We start from the raw sequence: 950 nt of genomic DNA on the forward strand, positions 1-950 counted from the left end.
GCCGAGCCCACTTAACGAGCGCATCATTCATATGACGCAGAACAGTGTACAATTGCGACTTGTAAAAGTGGCCATAGTAGTTAATCCAACCTCTGACGGAAGCATTGAACATTCTTGACAGGTCATAAATCCCCAGATCCGGTTTCAGATGCATCCGCCATCCTCTTATCGTCTGCCTCATCGCCTTGCACGCTTTATTACTGACTGCTGGCGTGAAGTTAATGAAGTACTTTCCCCATCGGTTCTTTGACCGCCTTGGACGAAAGGTGTATCCCAGAAAGTCAAACTTGGTTTCGGGATGGTCTCCTTTACGGTCATCATCTTTGCAATAGACAATTCGGGTTTTCTCCGGATGCAATTCGAGTTTACATTGCTTAAATCGCTCTTTGAGTTTCTCCAGCAGTTGTTCTGCTTCCTCATTCGTTCGGCAGTGGATTACTGCATCATCCGCATACCTTGCCCACGGATTTTGCCCGTGTTTGTTTCCCATCCATTTGTCGAACGTATAGTGCATGAACAGATTCGCAAGTACCGGACTGATGACACCGCCTTGAGGTGTGCCGGAATTTCTCTCTCTTTTGCTCCCGTCCTTCATTTGAAATGGAGCTTTTAGCCATCTTTCGATGTAGAGCAGGACCCACGGACAATCCGTATGCTTCCTTACTGCTTTCATGAGCATCTCGTGATCCATGTTGTCAAACAGACCTTTGATGTCGAATTCCAGCACCCAGTCATATCGCCAACACCGTGTTCGCGTCACTCGAACCGCCTCAATTGCGGATTTCCCCGGTCTATACCCATACGAATCCGGATGGAAAATAGGTTCCACTAACGGCTCAAAGTACAGTTTGACCGTCATTTGCGCAATGCGATCAGATACTGTAGGTACGCCCAGAATCCTCACTCCACCATTCTTCTTCGGTATTTCTACCGCTTTGACTGGCGGGGGG

General features: G+C 48.0%; 1 protein-coding gene. It reads right to left on the reverse strand.

Annotated features, from left to right (window positions below; translation table 11 throughout):
* Positions 1–950: group II intron reverse transcriptase/maturase (ltrA, locus tag ACE41H_RS25135; protein WP_375358308.1), on the reverse strand; the 950-nt coding region annotated here is incomplete at both ends.

Origin of the sequence: Paenibacillus enshidis, from assembly GCF_042136365.1 — a bacterium.
Taxonomy (GTDB): domain Bacteria; phylum Bacillota; class Bacilli; order Paenibacillales; family Paenibacillaceae; genus Paenibacillus; species Paenibacillus enshidis.